This is a genomic window from Kitasatospora sp. NPDC088134, from assembly GCF_044741705.1.
GTDB lineage: Bacteria > Actinomycetota > Actinomycetes > Streptomycetales > Streptomycetaceae > Kitasatospora.
This window is the reverse complement of record NZ_JBIUTD010000021.1, coordinates 53,984-71,072: the sequence shown is the minus strand read 5'-3', so window position 1 is coordinate 71,072 and position 17,089 is coordinate 53,984. Positions and strand designations below refer to the sequence as shown.

At 73.5% G+C, this 17,089-nt stretch carries 15 protein-coding genes; 10 read left to right on the top strand and 5 right to left on the bottom strand.

Features of this window, described 5'->3' with window-relative positions; translation table 11 throughout:
- Positions 1 to 67: 67 nt before the first annotated feature.
- Positions 68 to 334: an ATP-binding protein gene (locus tag ACIOHG_RS27365; RefSeq protein WP_400954328.1), complete on the bottom strand. Its 267-nt coding sequence runs from the start codon at positions 332 to 334 to the stop codon at positions 68 to 70.
- Between the two features lie 399 nt (positions 335 to 733).
- On the opposite strand from ACIOHG_RS27365, the gene ACIOHG_RS27360 reads away from it, so the two are divergent.
- Both ACIOHG_RS27360 and ACIOHG_RS27355 read left to right on the top strand, forming a co-directional pair.
- Positions 734 to 4,306, top strand: coding sequence for an NB-ARC domain-containing protein (locus ACIOHG_RS27360; RefSeq protein WP_400954327.1), 3,573 nt, complete (start codon positions 734 to 736; stop codon positions 4,304 to 4,306).
- A gap of 38 nt (positions 4,307 to 4,344) precedes the next feature.
- On the top strand, positions 4,345 to 5,499 hold the full coding sequence (locus ACIOHG_RS27355) for a damage-control phosphatase ARMT1 family protein (protein ID WP_400954325.1): 1,155 nt from the start codon (positions 4,345 to 4,347) through the stop codon (positions 5,497 to 5,499).
- Between the two features lie 267 nt (positions 5,500 to 5,766).
- Here ACIOHG_RS27355 and ACIOHG_RS27350 read toward each other — a convergent pair whose 3' ends face one another.
- Positions 5,767 to 8,154: a non-reducing end alpha-L-arabinofuranosidase family hydrolase gene (locus tag ACIOHG_RS27350; protein WP_400954425.1), complete on the bottom strand. Its 2,388-nt coding sequence runs from the start codon at positions 8,152 to 8,154 to the stop codon at positions 5,767 to 5,769.
- A gap of 316 nt (positions 8,155 to 8,470) precedes the next feature.
- Between ACIOHG_RS27350 and ACIOHG_RS27345 the strand changes: the two genes are divergently transcribed.
- Positions 8,471 to 9,001, top strand: a complete 531-nt coding sequence (locus tag ACIOHG_RS27345) for a SigE family RNA polymerase sigma factor (RefSeq protein ID WP_400954323.1) — start codon at positions 8,471 to 8,473, stop codon at positions 8,999 to 9,001.
- Entirely contained in the window at positions 8,998 to 9,840 is an 843-nt protein-coding gene (locus ACIOHG_RS27340; RefSeq protein ID WP_400954322.1) for a hypothetical protein, read from the top strand. Before ACIOHG_RS27345 ends, ACIOHG_RS27340 begins: the two co-directional genes overlap by 4 nt.
- 25 nt (positions 9,841 to 9,865) lie before the next feature.
- On the opposite strand, the gene ACIOHG_RS27335 is transcribed toward ACIOHG_RS27340, so the two are convergent.
- A complete protein-coding gene (locus ACIOHG_RS27335) occupies positions 9,866 to 11,176 on the bottom strand; it encodes a lectin (RefSeq protein ID WP_400954321.1) in 1,311 nt (436 codons plus the stop codon).
- 377 nt (positions 11,177 to 11,553) lie between these two features.
- Between ACIOHG_RS27335 and ACIOHG_RS27330 the strand changes: the two genes are divergently transcribed.
- The 3 genes from ACIOHG_RS27330 to ACIOHG_RS27320 are packed head-to-tail and all read left to right on the top strand — an operon-like array spanning position 11,554 to position 14,115.
- On the top strand, positions 11,554 to 12,066 hold the full coding sequence (locus ACIOHG_RS27330; protein WP_400954320.1) for a SigE family RNA polymerase sigma factor: 513 nt from the start codon (positions 11,554 to 11,556) through the stop codon (positions 12,064 to 12,066).
- Positions 12,067 to 12,118: 52 nt separating this feature from the next.
- Positions 12,119 to 12,955, top strand: coding sequence for a hypothetical protein (locus ACIOHG_RS27325; protein ID WP_400954318.1), 837 nt, complete (start codon positions 12,119 to 12,121; stop codon positions 12,953 to 12,955).
- Positions 12,952 to 14,115, top strand: a complete 1,164-nt coding sequence (locus ACIOHG_RS27320; RefSeq protein WP_400954317.1) for a hypothetical protein — start codon at positions 12,952 to 12,954, stop codon at positions 14,113 to 14,115. Before ACIOHG_RS27325 ends, ACIOHG_RS27320 begins: the two co-directional genes overlap by 4 nt.
- A gap of 27 nt (positions 14,116 to 14,142) precedes the next feature.
- On the opposite strand, the gene ACIOHG_RS27315 is transcribed toward ACIOHG_RS27320, so the two are convergent.
- A complete protein-coding gene (locus tag ACIOHG_RS27315; RefSeq protein ID WP_400954316.1) occupies positions 14,143 to 14,979 on the bottom strand; it encodes a hypothetical protein in 837 nt (278 codons plus the stop codon).
- A gap of 98 nt (positions 14,980 to 15,077) precedes the next feature.
- Here ACIOHG_RS27315 and ACIOHG_RS27310 point away from each other — a divergent pair, with 98 nt between their 5' ends.
- A complete protein-coding gene (locus ACIOHG_RS27310) occupies positions 15,078 to 15,629 on the top strand; it encodes a 1,4-alpha-glucan branching protein (protein WP_400954314.1) in 552 nt (183 codons plus the stop codon).
- A gap of 7 nt (positions 15,630 to 15,636) precedes the next feature.
- On the opposite strand, the gene ACIOHG_RS27305 is transcribed toward ACIOHG_RS27310, so the two are convergent.
- Positions 15,637 to 16,458, bottom strand: a complete 822-nt coding sequence (locus ACIOHG_RS27305) for an integrase (protein WP_400954313.1) — start codon at positions 16,456 to 16,458, stop codon at positions 15,637 to 15,639.
- A gap of 165 nt (positions 16,459 to 16,623) precedes the next feature.
- On the opposite strand from ACIOHG_RS27305, the gene ACIOHG_RS27300 reads away from it, so the two are divergent.
- Together ACIOHG_RS27300 and ACIOHG_RS27295 are read left to right on the top strand one after the other, a co-directional pair.
- Positions 16,624 to 16,767: a hypothetical protein gene (locus ACIOHG_RS27300; RefSeq protein WP_400954312.1), complete on the top strand. Its 144-nt coding sequence runs from the start codon at positions 16,624 to 16,626 to the stop codon at positions 16,765 to 16,767.
- Between the two features lie 84 nt (positions 16,768 to 16,851).
- Positions 16,852 to 17,079, top strand: a complete 228-nt coding sequence (locus ACIOHG_RS27295) for a DUF5302 domain-containing protein (RefSeq protein WP_400954311.1) — start codon at positions 16,852 to 16,854, stop codon at positions 17,077 to 17,079.
- Positions 17,080 to 17,089 lie beyond the last annotated feature (10 nt).

The following is a 17,089-nucleotide window of genomic DNA, read 5'->3' as shown; positions in this document are numbered from 1 at the left end:
TGCGTGACGTGCGGGCAGGAAGCTCTGGTCGCGTGGTCCGCACCGGGAACGGGGATTCCGGTCAGGTTCATCCGAGCGCTCCGACCAGGTCGGGGTCGGTCAGCTCGAACCAGACCGCTTTTCCGGGAGGTCGGACGGCGAAGCCCCATCGCTCGCTGAACGCGTCGATCAGGAAGAGGCCGCGTCCGCGTTCCTGGAGGTCGTACTCCGAGAGCGGGCCCGAGAGTTCCGCCGGGCGTTTCAACTCCGGTACGTGGCAGTCCTGGTCGAGCACTTCGATGTGGATCAGCGGGCCGCTGCACCATGCCGCCACCGCCATCGTCTCGCCGTGCACGGTGTGGACGAGGGCCTCGGGGCGGGCCTCGAACTCGAACCGCGCCCTTCCCTCTTTTCGGAGGTCTCTGCCATGGCATCCCTGACTGTTCGTCGGCTGGTTGATGACGGCGGTTCTCTCTGCGAGGCAGACCGTTTCGACTGGTGCCCGGGGTCTGCCGGGGCACCGCTTCTCGCCCCGCCAAGACTGGCGTCGGGGCACCGGGTGCAGGGATGTCCCGGCGTCGTACGCCCGTCGCACCGGCACCGAACTCCGGACGCAGGTCTGCGGAGGCATGCCGCGCCGTAGCAAACGACGGTGTCGCACTCCTGCTGAACTCCCGTGGAACCGTTGCCCGTACGGCGCGGTCACGGCCGTCCTAGGCTGCTAGCGTCCTGGTCACCGATCGCGGGAGCTTCCGTGGGAACAGTGCAGCGCTGGTCAGGCCGGGAGGCCCGGGCACTGCGCGAGGCGTTGCGCATGAGTGTGCGCGCGTTCGCCGCTCACCTCGGCGTCAGCGATCGCACGGTGTCCAAATGGGAGGCCGGCGGGGAGCAGTTGTTCCCCGTGCCCGATTCACAGGCATTACTCGACACGGTCCTCGACCGGGCGGATCCGGACGCCGTGGAGCGCTTCCGGGAGATCCTGGGCGTACCCGACCCCCGCCGGGCAACCACCGTGGGGAGTTACGCCCTCGCGCCATCCCCGGAGCATGGTTTGGTCCACAGGTCGGAAGACTTCGAGAGCGTCATCTCCCTCCTGAGCACTGCCAGTTCGGCAGGCCGGGGCGGCACGGTGGCCGTGTGCGGACCCGGCGGCTTCGGCAAGACCACGCTGATCACGCAGGTCTGCGAGGACGCGGGCATCCGTGAGCTGTACCCGGAGATCCTCTGGGTGGAGACGGGCGAGGGGTGCACGAGCGCGCGGGTCGTCGAGCTGATCTCCGATCTGTGCGTGCATCTCGACGGGGCCAGGCCGGCCCTCACCGATCCGGAACAGGCGGGCTTCCATCTCGCCCGCCTTCTCCAGGGGCGGCGCGCGCTGCTGGTCATCGACAACGTCTGGTCCGCCGCCGACCTCTCGCCGTTCCTCCTTGGCGCGCCGGAGTGCGTCCGCCTCGTCACCACCAGGAACATCCGCACCTACCCGTCCACCGCCCAGGTGCTGCGGCTCGGCCCGATGTCGGGTTCGGAGATCAGCGAGTTGCTCACCCGCGCGGTCTCGCCGCTTGCGCGCCCTGCGGCCGAACAACTGGCGGCCCTGTGCGGCGGTTGGCCACTGCTGGCCAGCGTGGTCGGGTCCAACGTCTCCTCCGACCTTGCCGCCGGGTCTTCGCCGGAGCAGGCCGTGTCCGAGGCACGCGAGACCCTGCACCTGTTCGGCCCGCACGCGTTCGACGTCTGGGACGCCGACCAACGAAGCAACGCCATCGGGCACGCGATCACCGCGAGCCTGCGCAGCCTCGACGACGGCGTCCGTATCCCCGGCGCCTCCTCGTTGCGCGAGCGCTACCTCTCGCTCGCGGTCTTCCCGGCCGCGGCCCCGATCCCCCTCAGCGTGCTGACCCACTGGTGGCGGGCCGACGGCTGGTCCGCCGGCGCGGTGCGGCAGTTCTGCCGCGTCCTGGCGGACCGTTCACTGATCGGCGCGTACCTGGCCGACCGCAACGCGATCGTGCTGCACGACATCTTCCGCGCGTACTTGAAGCACCTGGTCGGGGAGCAGTGGGAGGCCCTGCACCGGTCGCTGGTGGACTCGTACCGCGCCGTCAACGGCGGTGAGTGGACACGACTTCCGGCCTCGCACTCCTACCTGTGGCACCGGCTCCCGTACCACCTCCGCGAAGCCGGCCTCGCGGACGAGCTCCTCGACGTGCTCTCCTCCGTCGACTACGTCGTCACCAAGGCGGCGACCGTGGGCAGCCAGGCTCTGGCGACCGACGCCTCGTTGCTCGGCTCGCTTCCGGCCCTCCAGGACGGCTCCCACCTGCGCCACAGTGCTTGGCGCAGAGCCCGCACGCTGACCGAGTCGGGGTACCTGCTCGGCGGTCTCCAGCGGAAGCAGGACATGGCCGCGACCCTGACGCTGGCGCTGGTGCGTGCTGGTTTCCCACCAGGCATCAGCGCGAAGGGATTTGAGGAGGCGGAGGGCTTCGAGGTCTCCTGGGCGCGCCCTGCGGGCGTTTCCGGAACGACGCCCGGCCACGTCGGCGCGGTGGTCTCCGTCGCGACCGCGGCCGGACTGGTCTGCTCCGGCGGCGAGGACGGCACCGTACAGGCGCGCGACCTCACGACCGGCAGGTTGCTGAACTCCTTCCGGGGCCACACCGGTTGGGTTTTCGCCGTCGCGCTGACGCAGGACGGCACGCTCCTGGCCTCGGCCGGCGACGACGGCGCCATCCGGCTCTGGCACCCGCGGAGCGGAGAAGTCGTCGGCGTGCTCGCGGGACACGACCGGCGGGTACGCGGCCTTGCCTTCGCGCCGACGGGGAAGCACTTGGTCTCCGTTGCCGAGGACGGCCGCGCCCGGGTCTGGGATGTCGAACGGCAGACGCTGAGCCACAGCCTGTCCACCTGTGGAACACCGCTGTGGACGGTTTCCGTGAACGACACCGCGACCGTTGTGGCGACGGCGGGCGAGGATGAGTTCGTCCGGTTGTACGACCTCGCGTCCGGAGCGCTCCTCGACGAGAAGGCGGCCCATCGTGACTGGGTCCGCTCGGTCGCGTTCTCCCCCTCCGGGACACTCCTCGCGTCCGGTTCGGGCGACCGCTCGGTCGCCCTGTGGAACACCGACGGCAGCAGGCTGAAGCTGGTCCGCCGGGTGGATGGTCTCCCGTCCCGGGTAAGGGCGGTGGCCGCCACGGAACGCTCCGGCCTGCTCGTTGCCACGACCGAGGACGCCGTCGTCCGGACCTTCGACACCGCCGGGCCGGGCGAGCAGATCAGGATGCCGGCCGGTGTCGACTGGGTTCGAGGCGTCGTCTGCACACCGGACGGAGCCGTGGCGGCGGCCTGCGAGGACGGTTCGGTCAGGCTCTGGAAGCCGGATCGTCCGAACGAACTGCGGCTCCTCGCCGATGGGTTGAACACGGTCTGGTCCACGCAGATCGCGGGCGACCGTGCGCTCGGCGTGGTCGGCCACGGCGACGGCAGCATCGAGCTCCTGGACCTCGCCACCGCAGCGCTGCACCGCGAACTGGACGGCGGAGCCGGACGAGTCTGGTCCGTTGCCGCCGGAGACGGCCTGGTCGCGGCGGCCTGCGGCGACGGAGCCGTCCGGGTGTGGTCGCTCTCGGACGAGAGCTGGTCGCTGCGACTGAACGACGACATCGCCCGGAGCTGGGGCGTCGCGCTTCCGCAGATGGGCTCGTGCCTGGCCGCCAGTACCGGCGACGGTCGCATCCGCTGCTGGGACCTCCCCTCGGGGACACTCCGCTGGGAGCGGCAGGCCCACGCGGGCCGGATCAGATCGCTCGCCTTCGACGCCGTCGGCGACCTGCTCGTCGCTGCCGGCGGCGACGGCACTGTGCACGTCTGGAACGCGAGGAACGGCCAGCACGTCACCCGCTTCGTCAACCCGGGCGGCTGGGCCCGGGTGGTCGCAGTCGATTCGTCGGGTACTCGGCTGGCCGTCGGATCGGGTACCGGCGAGATCCACGTGCGGGACCTCCGCAGTGAGCAGTTCACCGCCCACCTGACCGGCCACGCGGGCCGCGTGCTGATGGTCGCGTTCTCGGAAGACCGTGATCGTCTAGTCTCGGCTGCAGCCGACGGGACGGTCAGGGCCTGGTCACTCGGCCGACAGCAGCAACTCGCGGAGGTCCGGGCCGACGCGGCGCTGAACTGCGCGGCGGCCGACGCGGGCGGCGCCCATGTCCTGGTCGGCAGTGCGGTCGGACCGGCCTTGCTCCGGTTCGGCGACCACACCCTCAGCACCCTCAGCCAAGCAGGCGCCCCCCGACAGGCCGACAGCGGACCCACCGCCCGCTGATGACGAGAGAGACGAGCCCCGTCGTGTCGAACGCCCCCGTGATTCGCAGTGATGTCCCCGGGTCCTTCGCCTGGGGCGTCTTCCACGAGCGCCACCCCAAGCTCGTCCAGCAGGTCCTCGACGCACTGCCGTACGGCCCCGCCGAACGGGCGGCGGTCGAACGGCTGCTCGCGGAGAGCACCACCGGCGTGCTGGAGCCGCTGGGCGCGAACGCCCCGGACGCCGCGCAGTGGCTGGAGTGGGGTGAGGGACTGTGGGGTCGGCCCTGGGGCGAGGTGCCGTTCCTGTGGGCGGAGAGCTACTTCTACCGTCGACTGCTCGACGCCACCGGGTACTTCGGGTCCGGCGCGTGGCAGGGTATCGACCCGTTCGCACCCTTCAAGGACGCCGAGCTGGCCGGAGCGGCGGTGGACGCCGAGCTGGCCGCGCTGAGCAAGCTCGACGACCTGCCGGAGCCCCGTCGGGCCGAGGCACTGCTGTCGTCCTCCCTGTGGGGCAACCGCGCGGACCTGAGCTTCCAGATCACCGCGGAGGCCGGCGCGGTGGCCGCGTCCTCGGACCTGGTCGCCGACGACAGCGCGACGTTCTGGACCGAGCTGGAACGAACTCGTGGCGGGCGGGTCTGCGTCATCGCGGACAACGCCGGCCGGGAGCTCCTGCCGGATCTCGTACTGATCGACCACCTGTTGGCCGGCGGCTTGGCGGCGCAGGTCGTCCTGTACGTGAAGCCGCAGCCGTACTACGTGTCGGATGCGACGACGGCCGACGTCCTCGCTTCCGTCGAACGCCTGCGCACCGCGTCCTCGTCGGCGGCCGAGGCGGTCGGCGGACGGCTGTGGCGGGCAATGAACAGCGGTGCTCTCGTGGTCCGCACGCACTCGTTCTTCTGCGCGCCACTGCCGTTCCACGACATGCCGACCACTCTCCGCGCCGAGCTCGCCGACGCGGCGATGACGATCCTCAAGGGCGACCTCAACTACCGTCGGCTGGTGGGCGATCAGCTGTGGCCGCCCACCACCGCGTTCACCGAGGTGGCCAGCCACTTCCCCTCAGCCGTCACAGCCCTGCGGACGCTGAAGTCGGACGTGATCGTCGGCGTCGACGCTGCCGTCGTCGCTCAGCTCGACAGCGCCGGGACGGCATGGCGCACCAACGGCCGCCACGCCGTGATCCAGGTCGACCTCCGCCGGTAGTCGAAGCGCCGTCCGCCCACCCCGCTGTCCTCGCTCGCCCAGGCGTCACGCAACAAGTGTCAGAAGTGAGCGGCGGCGGGTGCGGCGTGGCCGTCAGTCAGGTTCCAGGTCGTTCCGGCGAGGAGTCCATAGCGCAGGGCACCAGCGAGATCGCACCGAAGCCCGCCCCGGCCCCTCGCGTCCGGTTCACCTCCTCCGGAGCGACGTGCGGCGGCTGAACGCTCCCGGCAGGCCGCACCCGATCAGGCTCGCCGCGGTTCGGGCGGGTCAGGGTTGGAGGGTCAGGAGGGCGGGGCGCCAGGGGAGTTGGTCGTAGGGGCCGGTGGCGGTGGGGTTCTTGCCCTGGTAGAGGAGTTGGAGGTGGCAGGGGTCGACGGTCATGGTCTGGTCGGGGTTGTCGCGGACGAGGTCGCCGTGGCTGATGTCGTCGGTCCAGGTGGCGCCGCTGTTGGCCTTGCCGGCGAAGGGGTTGGTCTCGGTGGCGGCGTTGGGGGTCCAGGTGCCGTTCAGGGTGGTGGCGGTGAAGGAGCGGAAGTAGCGCTGCTCGGTGGCGCCGCGGGCCTCGACGATCATGAGGTACTGGTTCTGGCCCTTGACCTTGTAGACCTGCGGGGCCTCGAAGAGGTTCTTCACCGTGTCGGTCATGACGGTGGTGTAGGCGGAGCCGAAGTTTCCGGGGAAGTTGGCGAGGGGCATGCTGGCGCGGTAGATGCTGCCGTTGTCGCCGGCGAAGAAGAGGTACATGTTCTGGTCGTCGGCGATCAGGGTCTGGTCGATCGGGCCGGTGCCGGTGTTGGGGAGGGAGCCGGTGAACAGGGGCTGCGGGGCGGACCAGCCGTTGGGGTTGGTGGGGTCGGTGGAGGTGCGGTAGACGAAGGGCGAGGCGCCCCACTGGTAGGCCAGGATCCAGGTGTTCTTGGGGGCGAAGTAGAACAGGGTGGGGGCGACGGCGGCCTGGCCCATGCCGGTCTGCGCGGCGGTGGCCATGGCGGACCAGTCGGTGAAGGGGGCGAAGGCCATCGAGCCGTAGGTGGAGCCGTTGACGTTCGAGGCGTAGACCAGGTGCTTGCCCTGGTAGACGACGTCGGTGAAGTCCTTCAACGCGGCCCAGCCGTTGGCCGGTTGGGCGAGCACACCCGTCGATGACCAGCGGTAGGAGGACGGGAGAGCGCACGTGCCGCCCGTCGTCGGTGCGGTCGTGCTGAAGGTCCAGTGCTGGTTGGCGGCGCCCCAGGAGTCCCAGATCTGGACGGCGGTGCCGTTGGCGGTCTGGTTGCCGGGGGTCTCCAGGGCGCGGCCGCTGGCCGCGTTGATCAGGGTGTAGGTGCCGTCGGCGTTGCGGGTGGCGCGCCAGTGCTGGTTGGCGCCGCCGTTGGCGTCCCAAACCTGCATCCGGGTGCCGTTGCCGGTCCGGTTGCCGGGTTCGTCGAGTGCCTTGCCGCTGGCCTGGTTGATCAGGGTGTAGGTGCCGTCGGCGTTGCGGTCGGCGCGCCAGTGCTGGTTGGCGGCGGTGCCGTTGGCGTCCCAGACCTGGAGCGGGGTGCCGTTGGCGTTCTGGCCGGCGGGTTCGTCGAGGACGCGTCCGGCGGCGCCGGCGGCGGAGAGGGTGTAGAGGGTGCCGGGGACGATGCCCCCGGCCGGGGGTGTGCCGCCACCGGCGGCGCTGTTCAGGGCGGTGAGGACCGGGCCGTACGCGGACTTCTTGTTGCCGTTGTTGTCGAACAGCAGCGGGTTCTCGCCGGTGCGCCAGGAGTCGCTGTCGCGGATGCCCCAGGCCGTGATGCCGGTGCAGCGGGCCACGGCCAGGCAGTCCTGGACGGCGCCGGCGTAGGCGGCGGGGGCGGCCTGGGCGAGGTCCAGCTCGGTGACCTGGACGTCGACGCCGAGCGCGGCGAAGTCGGCGAGCGTGGTGCGGAAGCTCGCCGGGGCGCCGCCGGGGCCGAAGTGGCTCTGGAAGCCGACGCAGTCGATCGGCACGCCGCGGGCCTTGAAGTCCTTGACCATGGCGTAGACGCCCCGGGTCTTGGCGGACGACCGGTCCTCGATGCCGTAGTCGTTGTAGCAGAGTTTGGCGGCGGGATCCGCGCTCCGGGCGGTGCGGAACGCCTCCTCGATGAAGCCGTCGCCCAGCACGTCGTGGAACACCGAACTGCGCTGCTGGCCGCTGCCGTTGTCGGCGAAGGCCTCGTTGACCACGTCCCAGGCGTAGATCCGGCCCTTGTAGTGGGCCATCTCCTGGGTGATGTGGTTGTTCATCACGCTGCGCAGCGTGCCCGCGTCGCGGATGCCGCCGACCCAGCCGGGCAGTTGGGAGTGCCACACCAGGGTGTGGCCGCGCATCCGCTGGCCGTGCGCGGCCGCGTGGTCGGCGATCCGGTCGCCCGGGCCGAAGTCGAAGCTGCCGCGGGACGGCTCGACGGTGTCCCACTTCAGCTCGTTCTCCGGGGTGACCATGGTGAACTCCCGGTCCAGGAGGCCGGCGTAGGTCGGGTCGCCGAGGCGGCCCGCGGCGACCGCCGTCCCGAAGTAGCGGCCGCTCCCGGCCGCCGCCGCACCCAGCGTGCTCGGCGGGGCGGCATTCGACGTGAACGCGGCCTGGGCCACCAGCGGTACGGCAGCGCCCACGGCGGCGAGGGCCACGGCGACGGCGACCACCCGGCGGGTGGGCGGACGGCGGCGATGGGCACGCTTCTGATCCGGCAAGGGCTTGTCCTTCTGGCGTTGTGGGCCCTGCTCTCGGCCCCGGTTACCCGTCAGTTGCCGCCGGTCCCGAGAAGGTTGCCGTTCGGGAGGAGTTTTTCTGTCGGGCCGTCGGGCGCGGTCGGTGCCGTCCTCGGCCCCCCGCCCGCGGACGGGGACGTGTGCGGACGGGACCACTTGGGTGCACCGGAGCCGGCTACCCATTGGTACGCTGCCGCTCTCCACTTTCGGATGTGAGCGCCAACAACGCACTGAGAGGCTGCCGACGGACATGCTCTTCGATGATGCGTCCGCGGAGTTCCATGGATTCTTCGAACGCCATTACGCCGAACTCGCCCGCTTCGCCCACCTGTTGACGGGCGAAGCGGACGCGGCCGACGATCTGGCGGCCGATGCGCTGCTCGCCCTGTGGCAACGGTGGGACCGACTGCGCGCAGCGGAGGAGCCGGTCGCGTACGCGCGGGGTGTCGTGGCCAACCTGGCGCGGGCCCGGATCCGCAGTTCGGTACGGGAGAGGCGGCGGATCACCTTGTTCTGGTCCCACCGGTCGGAGCGGATCGAGGGTCCGGACGTGGCTGCGGTGGTGGACGTGCGGACGGCTCTGGCCCGGTTGCCGTTCCGCAAGCGGGCGTGCGTGGTGCTGCGGTACGCCTTCGACCTGTCGGAGCGGGACACGGCGCTGGCTCTCGGGGTGTCGGTCGGTACGGTGAAGAGCCAGTCCTCGAAGGGCATGGCCGAGCTGGAACGGATGCTGGGCGCACGCGCGGCCGGAGAACTGGTGACGGGCAGGAGGAGTCGTTGAACGAGGAGGTCGCCGGGCTGCTCCGCGACGCCGCCGAGCAGCACCAGCCCGACCGGGCCCGGATCCGGGCCCGGCTGGAACGCGGCATGGCACCCGCCGCGGCCCGCCCCCACCGGCCGCGGGTGGGACGCTCCTGGCCGAAGGCGGTGGTCGCGTCCGTTGCCACGGCCGGCATCCTGGCCGTCGGCGTGGCCGTGGCCGCCGTGGTCCGGACTCCGCCACCGCGGCCCGACATCGCGACCGCTCCCACGACGACCGCGACGGCGACGGCGAGTCCGACGCCGTCGAGCTCTCCCAGCAGCAGCCCGACCCGGGCCGTGCCGACGGGCGGCCCGGTCCCGACCGTCCCGACCGGCGGTCCGGCCCAAACGGTGCCGGCCGACGGGCCGGCCTCGGCCGCGCCGACCGGCGGTCCGAGCCGGCCGCCGTCCGACGGCACGCAGGTGCAGCAGGGAGCGCTGTCGTCGGACGGCTCGGTCGACCCGCACAGCACGGTCTACTGGGCGCAGAGCAACCTGACGCTCAGGACCACCCAGCCGCTTGCCGCCCTCGCCGTGGAGGTGCGGATCGCCCAGACCGGCGGGGTGCGGAGCACCGGCTCCTGGCAGACGCTGCCGACCGACTGGTTCACCGTCACCGTGCAGGAGCAGGCCGGTGCGCTGGTCTACCGCTGGACGCTCAAACCGGGTTTCACGGTGCCGCCGGGGCAGCACGTCTTCGCGGCCCAGTACAACCACGCCACCGGCCCGCGGAACCCCAAGGACGACGGCTACCGGGCTGACGCCTCGGACTCCGGCGGTGCCCTCGCGGTCTGGGGGCGCTTCTCCGCACCGCAATGAGACCGGGCCACCGGCGCGGATGCGCCTACTTGAGCGCGGTACCGCCCGCGTTGTGCTGGGCGATGGTCTTGTTGATCAGGTTGCCGCCGTCGGTCTCGACCGTGGTCTGCTCCTGCCAGCCGGCGCCGAACAGCAGGGCGCCGACATGGGCGTTCGCCACCTGGTCCAGGTGTGAGAAGAACCAGTCGACCTTGTCGTCCTTGTAGTGGTCGGGTGTGTTGTTCTGCGCCGCATTGCCCAGGGGGATCTGCCACAGGACCACCGGCTTGCCCACCGACTCGGCCATCGTCCGGTAGAACCCGAGCGCGGCGAAGCCCTTCCGGTCGTCCCAGAAGGTGTCACGGCTGCCGTGGGCGGGCAGCGCGTACCAGCCCGCGTCGCGGTCCGTCACGTCGGTGACCAGGAAGTCGGCGTCCTTCGCCCCGAGGTCCGCGTAGTCCTTGACGCATTGCGGGGTGTTCTGCTGCCAGTCGAAGCAGGACAGGTGCAGCCCCACCCCGGTGTTCGGCGCGTACGTGTGCGCCATCGAGATCAGGCACCGGGCCAGGCCGGCGGCGCTGTCCTCCTGCGATCCGCAGTCCGTCGGATTCGCGGCCCCGACCTGGGCGGCGACCCGGTGCGGGTTGCCGAGCGACCGGACGTAGCCCCAGAAGTCGGGTTCGAGGTCGATCATGTCGTGCGAGGTGCCGATCTTCTGCAGGAAGAAGCGGTAGTCGTTCAGGTAGCGGGTGAGCAGGTCGGCCCGGTTGATGGCCTGGACCTCGCCCGGACCGTCGCCCTGGCCCGCCGCGTCGCCGAGGTCGCGCAGCGAGTACCAGGTCCAGAGCTGCTTCTGCGGGTGCGGCTTGCCCCGGTAGGTCGCATGAGCCGCCTTGGCGTCCTTGTAGGTCACGTACGTGCCGGGCGCCGTGGTGCTGCCGGTCCAGCAGCCCCACCAGCCCGACCAGGCGTCCTGGCAGCGGGCTGCCGTGTAGTAGTCCGAGGAGGGCGCGGGCCGGCTGTGCACGTAGGCGTACTGCACGTCGAACGGCGCGGCGCTCGCCGAGGCGTCGGACATCGAGCCGCCGATGAGCAGCGTGCTGCTGCCCAGGAAGCTCTTCGCCGGGCTGCCGCCGCCGGGGGCCGGGGAGGCCGGTGGCGCCGGTGTCGGGCGGGTGCTCGGGGTGGGGTTCGCCGGAGCGCTGCCGTCCGGCGCGGCGGGCCCGGTGGGGGCGGCACTGCTGCCGGAGCTCCCCGTATCCCCGGTGCCGCCGATGCTGCCGGCCGGGGCGAGCTGCCGCTGCTGGTCGGCGCCGTTCCGGTCGTGGTACTGGGCCACGGCCGCGGTGGCGCCCACGACCGCCAGGGCGACCGCCGCCCAGAGACCCCGGTGCCGGGACAGCCGGCGGGCGCGATGCGGCGGACGCGCCCCGCGCCCGCGGCGGCCCGCCCGTGCGACGCCCTCGGCGACGTGGGGCGGGCGGGGGTCGTCTCTGTGCTCTCGTTCAGGGGACACGCCGGTGCTCTCTCTCCGTCGTCGCATCCGACCGAACTGCTCGGCCGGACACCACTGAGTGGCCGCGGGGGCCGAAAAGGTTGCCGCGGAGGCACGCGGGGCGGCGCACGGACGCGGTGGTCACCGCCCGCTCCGCCGGTCGCGGAATCCGGGGCTCAACCTTCCGGGGGGCTCGCGCATTGAGGAGGGGTGAGAGGGCCGAGCAGCCGGAGGGGCGGATGCGCAGAACAGACGAGTCGGGGTTCGAGGAGTACGCCGCCGGGGCCGGGCGGCGGCTGTACCGGACGGCGTACCTGCTGTGCGGGGACGTCCACCGGGCCGAGGACCTGGCACAGGCCACCCTGGCCAAGCTCTTCGCGCACTGGCGGCGGGCCTCCCGGGTGGAGCACCTGGACGCCTACGCCCGCACCGTGCTGACCAGGATCTTCCTGGGTGAGCAGCGGCGGCGGTCGGTGGCGCGTCGGCTCGGGGCGCTGGCCGCACGGCCCGAGGAGGCGCCGCGCGGCGACGCCGACCTGCGGCTGGTGCTGCTCGACGCGCTGGCCGAACTCCCGCCCCGGGCCAGGGCGATGGTCGTCCTGCGGTACTGGGAGGACCTGAGCGTGGAGACGGTCGCCGACCTGCTCGGATGCAGCACCGGCACCGTCAAGAGCCAGTGCTCGCGGGCGCTGGCCAGGCTCCGCGAGCAGTTGGGCGAGGCGAGTTCCTGCACGCCCGTGCGAGTCCCCTGACCGGTCGCGGTGCGCGGCCCGGTCCACCGATCGAGAGGCGAAGGAGCAGCAGGTGGAGGAGCAGCAGGTGTCCGTCCGGGAGGCGATGGCGCGGGCCGTCGCGGGGTTGGGCGACCCGCCGGGGCTGGCGGTCCGGGCGATGGCGGACGGGCGGCGGCAGCGGCGGCGGGCCCGGGTGGCGGGGGGTGCCGCGGCGGTGTGCGCGGTGGCGCTGGCCGCGACCGGGCTGGCGGCCGTCGGCGGTCCGGTCGGGAACGGGGACGGGCCGGGGGTTCGGGTGCAGCCGGCGTCGGCGGCGGTCCCGCAGGTGTTCGGGACGGTCGAGCTGTCGCCGTCGCCCGCGCCGGCCGGTTCGGCGGGGGCGTCCGAGGGGCTGCCGGACGCGGAGCGGGCGCGGGTGACGGCGTTCCGGCAGGACACGGCGGCGGCGCTGCAGGACCTGCTGCCGCCGGGGCTGGGGCGGATCCGGTTGGTGGCCGGCCAGGTGCCGCTGTACCTGGCGACCTCGTCGCAGGGCAGCCACGTGATCCGGTTCTCGGTGGTGCCGGCCCCGCAGGGCGCGACGGAGCGCTCGTGCGCGGCGGGCGAGGCGGCCAAGGGCGGGACGTGCGCGGAGGTGGCGCTCGACGCGGGCACCCGGGCCGTGGTGCGGGTGTCCCCGCAGGGCGACGGTCGGGTGACGGGCACGTCGGTCCTGTTCCACCTGGGGTCGAGCGATGTGTCGGTGAGCGTCTCCCCGGACGAGCGGGCCGGCGTCTCCGCGCCGGTGACGGCGGACCAGTTGCTGGCGTTCGTCCGCGCGCCCCGGGTGCTGGACCTGGTGCACCGGGCCGACCTGGCCCCCGTGCAGGGGCCCGAGGTGTCGGTCGACGAAGGAGCGGTCCGATGAGGCGGCGCACCGTACTGGCCTCGATGGCCGGGGCCTTGCTGACGACGGCCGTTCCGACCGGGGCGCGGGCCGCCGAAGGGGGCAGTGAGCGGCCGGGGCGCTGGCGGAGCGAGGAGTTCCCGGCCGGCAACGCGTCCGTCCAGCAGGTGTCGGCGGTCGGCGGGGGCGAGGTCTGGGCGGTCGGGTCGCGGCGGTTCGGGCAGGGCCGGGGCAACGTGACCACCGTCCCGGTGCTCTTCGCCCGCGGCGTCCACGACCGGGTCTGGCGTGAACGCGCCCTGCCGGAGGGCCTCGCGGCGTCGACCGTCTCCTCCGACGGCGCCGGCGGCGTCTGGCTGACCGGCCGGAGCGGCGCCACCGGGATCCCGGCCTTCCGCCACCGGGCCGGGCGCTGGCAGGCGCTGGAGTCCCCCGTCCCCGAGCACGCGGTGACCGCCGGGTTCGGCGGCCTCGCGGCGGCGGGCGGCCCGGACGACGTGTGGGCGGTCGGGGCGTACCAGCCGGACGATCTGCTGACCTTCTACGGCCTGATCGCGCACTGGGACGGCCGGGCCTGGACGCGGGTGGCGGTGCCCGCGCTCGACACCGACTACTGGACGCTGTCCGCCGTCGTGGCGGCCGGGCCGGCGGACGTGTGGGCGGCCGGTTCGATCGGCACCCCGGAGGGCTGGGCCCGGCCGTTGCTGCTGCGCTGGGACGGCCGGTCCTGGCGCCGGTTCGCCGCGCCGGAGCTGGACTCCCGGTACGGCGAGTTGACCCGGCTGGTCGCCGCGGGCCCGGGCGAGGTGTGGGCGGCGGGCAGCCAGAACGACGCCTCCCGGGACCAGCGGCCGCTGCTGGCGCGTTTCGACGGCCGCCGCTGGACGCACCGGGACACCGGTATCGCCGCCGGCCGGCTGGAGGACCTGGTCCGCACCCCGTCCGGGCTCGCCGTGGTGGGCGCGGCCGGTGCGGACGGCGTCTTCCGGCCGACCGGCGCGGAGCTGACCCGGCGCGGCTGGGAGCCGCTGGACCTTCCGCAGGGCACCACCGCGGGCGGGCGCTTCCCCACCGGGGTGGTGTCCGTCGCGGGCCGGCTGACCGTCGTCGGGCTGGACAGCGCGGGCAGGGCCCCCGACGGGGAGCCGCTGCCGCCGGCGCCGTTCGCGGTGAGCCGCTGACGGGGCGGGCGGGTCGCTGACTGACCGTCAGCCGTCCACCGGGCGCGGGGGGTGCAGCCCTTCGAGTTCGGCGAGGGCCGCGGCGCCGATCTCGGCCTTGGTGTGCTCGGGGTCGGCGGCGCGGAGGCGGCGGAGCGCGTCGGTCAGGCGGTCGGTGGCGCCGCGGAGTCGGGCGGCGTGTTCGGCGTGGACGCCGGTCATCGGGTCGTCGACGACGGTGATCTCGATGCCGCGTTCCTCGGCGGCGGCGAGCAGGGCCGCGCCCGCCTCCGGGACCAGGGTCAGCACGGAGGCCGCGAACAGGCCGCCGGGCAGGCTCTTGGGGCGGCCGATCAGGTTCCTGGTGACGATCTCGCAGGGCAGTGACCGCTCCTGCCGCTCGGCGGCGGCGGTCGCCGCCAGGCCGATCGTGAGCAGGGCCTCGGCGGCCTTGGTGACCAGCCACTTGCGGCCGGGGACGGGCGGCAGGAACTCGCGGATCCGGTCCACCTCGCGGTCGACCACCACGTCGGGGAGCAGGTCGACGGTGCTGTGGCAGCGGATCTCCAGCACCTTCTCCCAGGCGACCGTCTCGCCGTCGAAGCCGACCTCCGCCGGCCCGACCGCGACCTGGCCCAGCCCGTCCAGCAGGTGCAGCAGCCGCACCGCGGGGCCGGGGACGTGCGGGAGGCGGCCGACCAGTCCGGCGAGCGAGACCTCCCAGGGCTCGGTGGGCGGGACGCCCGGCTTCGGATGGGTCTCCAGGGCCCGCCGCGCCCAGTCCGAGCCGACCTTCGACCGGGCCGAGGCCACCGCCCCGGTCACCGCGCCCAGGGCCGCCCCCGCCCGCCGCCCGGCCCCCTCGCCGACCTGCCTGATCCCCATCCCCCGGCCCTCCGTGTCCCGTTCCGGCCGCCCACGCTACCGGCCGGGCCGGTCCGTAGGCTGGGCGGCGCGGGAAATCCATCGAGCAGGAGGCGGGCATGGCGACGATCCACCGGACCACCATGGAACCGGGCAAGTTGGAGCTGCTGGGCGGGTGGCTGCCCCGGCAGGAGTGGTTCCTGGGGCGGGGCGGGGAGCTGGTCCGGGCCGGCGGGTTCCGGTTGGACGATCCGGCGGGGGAGGTCGGGATCGAGCTGATGGTGGTGACGGACGGTCAGGACGCCTACCTGGTGCCGATGGCGTACCGGGGGGAGCCGCTGGCGGGGGCGCCCGAGGGGGCGCTGATCGGGGTGACCGAGCACGGTGTGCTGGGGACCCGCTGGTTCTACGACGGGGACCGGGACCCGGTGGTGCGGGAGCAGTTGGTGCGGCTGCTGCGCGGCGAGGCGGTGCCGCAGATGCAGAGCGAGAGCGACACGGTGGACGGCAGCGTGGCGGTGGGGCCGTCGGCCGGGGCGACCGGGGCGGTGCTGCGCCGGGTGCTGGAGCCGGTGGGCGCGGCGGACGGGCCGGCGGCGGGCGAGGTGGTGGCCGGGTACACCGCGCCGGACGGCACGGAGGCCCGGGCGGTGTTCCTGACCGCCCACTGAGGGCGGGTCAGAGCCGGGCGTAGAGCGCGGCGGCGTCGTCGTGCGCCTTGCTGCGCGGCCAGCGCAGGCAGTGCGGGTCGGTGCGTTCGGCGGCCCGGACCCGGGCGATCAGCTCGGCCGGTCCGGCCTCGGCGAGCAGCTGCGCGGCATCGGCCCAACTGCCCAGCTCCAGGCGGTCGGTGAAGCGGGCGGCGCCGTCCGAGAGGGCGGCGGCGCCGCGCAGTCCGGCCCGGGCGACGGTGCCGGTCTCGGCGTGCTCGGCGGCCCGCGGGAGGGCGGCGGCGATCCACGGCCCGTGGCCGGTGTTGCGGGCGGCCCGGACCGCGGTGGCGTAGCGGAGGTGCAGCGCGGCCCGTTCGGCGCTGCCGGGGACGGTCGACCACACCTGGCGGCGCAGTTCCTCGCCGCCGGGGAAGCGCTGGTTGTCGCCGATCACCCGGGGCGGCCCCTGTTCGGGGTGCAGCACCAGCAGGGAGTCGCCGAGCGCCAGGTACTCCAGGGTGTCGCCGCGCAGCCGGGCGGCGACCACCATCGCGGCGGGGGTGGCCGGGTTGGCCAGGTCGCAGCGGCCGCCGTGCAGGGCGGCGGTCTCGGCGATCGCGTCGGCCAGGCACTCGGCGGCCGTCCGGTCGGCGCGGTCGGTGAGCCGGGCCAGCAGGTGGACGCCGAGCCGGCGGACGTACCAGGCGGTGCCGTGGGTGCAGCCGGTCGCCAGGGACTCCGGGGTGCTGGACCCGTCCAGCAGCACCAGGGCCTCCGGGGTGGCCGCGGCGAAGTCCTCGCAGCCCCGGTCCGGGCGGCGCGCGTCAACTGCCAGCTCTACCCGCATGCCCACCAGTCTGCGGGCGGGGCCGGGGCCCGAACAGGGGTCGGACGGCGATCCGTCCGCAGAATGATTCGGACATAATGGGGCGAGATATGACAATCGGCGGCACCTGGTGGCCGCCGGTCCGGACTCTCGACCCGCTCGCCCGATCCGCGACAGGAGCCTCCCATGGTCTGGCAGTTCTTCGTACTGGTGATCGCCTCGATCGGCTTCCCCACCCTCACCCTGCTCTTCCTGATGGGCGGGCTGGAGTACCGCGGCGGGCAGGCCGGCGGGCAGGAGGGCGGGCCCGCCGCGGCGCGCCGGGGCTGACGGAGCGCGATATCGGCTGACAGCACCCCCGCCCGGCATGGCAGGGTGTGACCTGCACACCCGCTCCCGTCCAGGAGGTCCCGCATGAGCAGCGACACCGCCCCGTCCGCCGAGCCCGCGCCGGAGGCGGGCGCCGACACCCCCGAGCAGGCCGGGGCGGACGACCAGAAGGCGAAGTTCCTGGCCGCGCTGCAGCGCAAGGGCGGCGGGAACCGGAACGCGGCCGGCGGACCCGGCGGCGACTCGAAGATCCACGGCACCCACGGGGCGGCCGGCGGCAAGCGCACCTTCCGCCGCAAGAGCGGCGGCTGAGCGCCCGTCG